Origin of the sequence: Psychroflexus tropicus DSM 15496 (assembly GCF_000378765.1) — a bacterium.
Taxonomy (GTDB): domain Bacteria; phylum Bacteroidota; class Bacteroidia; order Flavobacteriales; family Flavobacteriaceae; genus Psychroflexus; species Psychroflexus tropicus.
Genome location: NZ_KB905349.1, coordinates 13004 through 16873, shown reverse-complemented (window position 1 = coordinate 16873; position 3870 = coordinate 13004). Strand labels below are relative to the sequence as shown.

Genomic DNA, 3870 nt, shown 5'->3' with positions numbered 1-3870 from the left:
ATGACTTGAATGACATTTGGGATTATACTTTTGACAAATGGTCTGCAAAACAAGCAGACAAATATTATGCTACAATAAAGTTAGCCTGTAACGGAATTGGACAAAATCCTGATGTTGGAAAAGAATATGACGGAATAAACAAAAACTTGCTCGGACTAAAATCTGGGAAACATATTATATTTTATCAATCACTTTCCGAAGATAGAATTGAAGTCATAAGAATTTTACACGAGCGAATGGATTTGAAGAAAATAATAACCGAATAAAAAACTACACCCAACACGAGGCTATAAGTAATGCGGGATTATTGGCTGAATTTGAAGACTTGGGCATATTTTTCGCTCGCAATTTGTATATTTAAACAATAAAATTTATAAATAGAAAATCGCTCGCTTGGGGCGGTGCAGAATTGAAAGACTTTGGCTTTTTTGCCCCGCACTACTCATAGCCCAACCGTTGCCACCAATGTAAAACTGACTGTAAAAAACTGAATGAGAACAGCATTACATAATTTAGTCAAAAGTACAATCATATATAAGTATGACTTACCAAATGCAGTAGAATCAATACCAAAAACATTGTTTTCAACCGAAAACGATAAATGCTATTCAATCGCGAATGAGCAAGATTTAGTTAGACTAATTTATAATTCAATAATTGATTATTCCTTTAATGAATTCGATTTTACAGAAAGAGAATTAGAAGATTTACATACAATAGCCTTTCAAGAAAGAGTTCGGTATAATGAATCAGACAGTGAAGCTTCTAAACTCAAGTATGGCTTCTTTGGAGAAGTACTGTTACATTGTGTTTTAAAGCCATTTTTTCAAACTAACACGTTAATTTCAAAAGGTTATTTCTACGACCCATTAACCAAAGGAGAAGCTCGTGGATATGATGCGTATCATTTAATTGAGGAAAATAACAGTGTTGGACTTTGGTTTGGAGAAACAAAATTTCATATAAATTATACAAGTGCAGTAAATGATGTTTTAAAAAAAATCAAATCTTCACTTTCTGATGATTATTTAAGTACAAATCTATTAGCAATTAGAAAAAATAGAGAGAACTTAAATATACAAGGTTCTAAGATAGAATCCATACTTAATGATTGGAATGAAAATCCTACTATAAAAATTATAGAAGAATTAAAACAACATTCAATTAATCTAATTTATCCTGTCATAATTCTTTTCCAACAAAACTCATCAGGATACAATGAAAGCATAAAGAAAATACCAAAATATATAGAGGATAATTACGAATTAGAGGATTACGATATATCAATCCCTTACAGCGTTTTCTTCATTTTTATTCCAGTTGAAGATGTCAAAAAAGTTAAAAAAGAAGTACTAGAATGGATAGAATTGAAAAAGCCTCTCATATAGTTAAATCGCTTAATGCTTATCGAAATGATGAGCTAAAAGACTTTGAACTAATTAAAATAGTTTGTAGCTACTTTGATAAAATGAAGAATGAAGATTTATCAGAAGCTGATTTAAACTTCTTGAAATATATATCTAATGTTATCGGAATTCCTCACTTCTATGATTTATTAGAAAAATTTGAAAAGGACATAACTTTAAATTCATTTGATTTAAACACCTTATCAGCAGTAATTTATGAAAGCACACTAAATTTAAGTAAGGATAATAAAGTACATAAGTATCAAAAGCAAATCTTAGAACTATTTAAACCTGCTCAAATGAACAGGTATTTTCTTTCAGCTAGTACTTCCTTTGGCAAAACTCACATTGTATTTGAAATAGTAAAGCAGATGAACTACGATAATGTGGTTCTTATTTTTCCAACAATTGCTTTATTATCAGAAAATCTTGAAAGATTAACTTCTGATGAAAATTATAAGTTTTTTATAGATTATTATTCAATTCATACACTAAGCGAAGTTGAGAGTTTAGATGAAAAAAATCTATTCATTTATACACCTGAACGCTACTTGTCATTTATAGAAAAAAGAGATGATGAAATTAATTTCGATTTTGCTTTTATTGATGAAGTCTATAAAATAGATAATGATTATATAATCGATGAAGAAGTCAGGGAGAACGAAAGAGATGTCGCGTATAGACTAGCGGTATTTTATTCACTCAAAAAAGATGTTGACACACTATTAGCTGGCCCATATATAGATTTTTCAAGACCTAATGACATAAACTATAATCGCTCATTTGATAGATTTTTAGAGAAGAATCAAATTCAATTGATAGATTACAATGACTATGAAATTGTTAATAAGACTTATAAAGATATAAAGGGGCGAAAAAGTTATTCCGTTGACTATGATTTTGATTTACATTTTGAAACTAGTTCAAAGAAAGATAGGCTTATTGAAATCCTAAGACAAATAATTGATATCAATGAGAATTCTATTATTTATTGTTATTCAAGGAGTTCAGTTGAATCTTATGCCAAAACAATCATAAAATCAGATTTACTAAACAATCACAGTTACGAAGAATATAGCGAATTTATATCGCACATTTCTGATAATTTCAACAAGGAATGGACTTTGATAAGTGCCTTAAAAAAAGGAATTGGAATACACCACGGTCTTGTACCCAAATATATTCAAAAAGAAACAGTTTCTCTTTTCAATAAAGGGCTTTTGAGAGTTTTGCTTTCTACCACGACTATTACCGAAGGTGTAAATACTTCTGCAAAAAATTTAATTGTCCTTCACGACAAAAAAGGAAACAAACCATTAAAGAAGTTTGATGCAAAGAACATTGCTGGTAGAGCAGGTAGATTTTTATATCACTATAATGGTCGAGTAATTGTTCTAAAAAATAACTTTATGCAAGCAATTAACTCTGAACCCGAAGGAATAAAGCATAAGAACTATGATTTAGACGCACCAAAAGAAGAGGTCGATTTGTTCTATACCGAAGATGAGTATTTAACGGGCGAAGACAAAGCCAAAATAATTGATATTAATCAACTACAAGAAGACAGAGGTATACCTGACGAAATTTTTCACTTATATAAAGTAGTAAGTAGAAAGGACAAAATAGAGATTTATGATAAAATCAGCTTATTAAACCAAGTACAACTAGAAGCCATTAAGAAATTGATTCGTTATATAAATTTTAGAATGGATATTGAATACGATGGTTTTCAAGTAATTCTAAACTTACTAGAATCAATCGTCAAAAATCAAAAATTGAAATTTCTAATCGAGTATAAAGGTCAAAATGGAGATTATTCAACTTTGACACACCTAGTTCATTTCTATTTGATTGGAGGCTTTAGAGGTTCTGTTAATTTCAAATTAGGTAAAGGACTGACAGTTGATAAATCTATTTCTGAAACATCTGAATTTGTATACAACACGCTAAAATATCAGGTTGTGAAGTATTTAGGTGTGTTTAACATTATGTACAAATTCTACATTTCAAAACAAACTGGACAACCTTTTGAGGAAGTTAGTGGGTTGGATAGATTACTTACTAAATTGGAATACAATGCGTTTACTGAAAAAGGCAGAATTGCAAGTGATTTTGGAGTGCCTTCTTCAATTATAGATTACTATGAAAATGAGGACAATGCAGATGAAATCAAAAAATCATTTGACAACTACGAATTGAACATTTTTGAAAAAGTGGAACGGATAATAAATGAAGAAAACACTGGTGGCAACAATGTATAAAAATAATAGCGGTTTAATCGCTCAAACGAAAGTAAGTAAAATTAAAAAAGGTCTGTGTTTAACTGGAAAGTTAGTGCGTACAAATCCGCTACTATTCTTATACTAGACCGTTGTAGGTAAATTGATTGAAAAATATTGTATAAATTAATTTCAATTATTGATCTGAATAAAGGAAAGTCAGTCGGCTGAATGGAATGATTAAA

The 3870-nt window shown here is 29.7% G+C and carries 3 protein-coding genes; all 3 read left to right on the top strand.

Features of this window, described 5'->3' with window-relative positions:
- On the top strand, nt 1-266 hold a 266-nt coding region (locus F598_RS0114065; RefSeq protein WP_019039714.1), incomplete at its 5' end, for a type II toxin-antitoxin system RelE/ParE family toxin.
- A gap of 225 nt (nt 267-491) precedes the next feature.
- Complete coding sequence (locus F598_RS0114060; protein ID WP_019039713.1) at nt 492-1388, top strand: Hachiman antiphage defense system protein HamA; 897 nt, start codon at nt 492-494, stop codon at nt 1386-1388.
- On the top strand, nt 1358-3667 hold the full coding sequence (locus tag F598_RS0114055) for a helicase-related protein (protein WP_019039712.1): 2310 nt from the start codon (nt 1358-1360) through the stop codon (nt 3665-3667). The genes F598_RS0114060 and F598_RS0114055 overlap by 31 nt, the downstream gene beginning before the upstream one ends.
- Nucleotides 3668-3870: the final 203 nt, after the last annotated feature.

Excerpts from the sequence above, each read along its gene's own strand:
- F598_RS0114055 (WP_019039712.1), top strand. The coding sequence starts at position 1,358 with ATGGATAGAATTGAAAAAGCCTCTCATATAGTTAAATCGCTTAATGCT.
- F598_RS0114060 (WP_019039713.1), top strand. The coding sequence starts at position 492 with ATGAGAACAGCATTACATAATTTAGTCAAAAGTACAATCATATATAAG.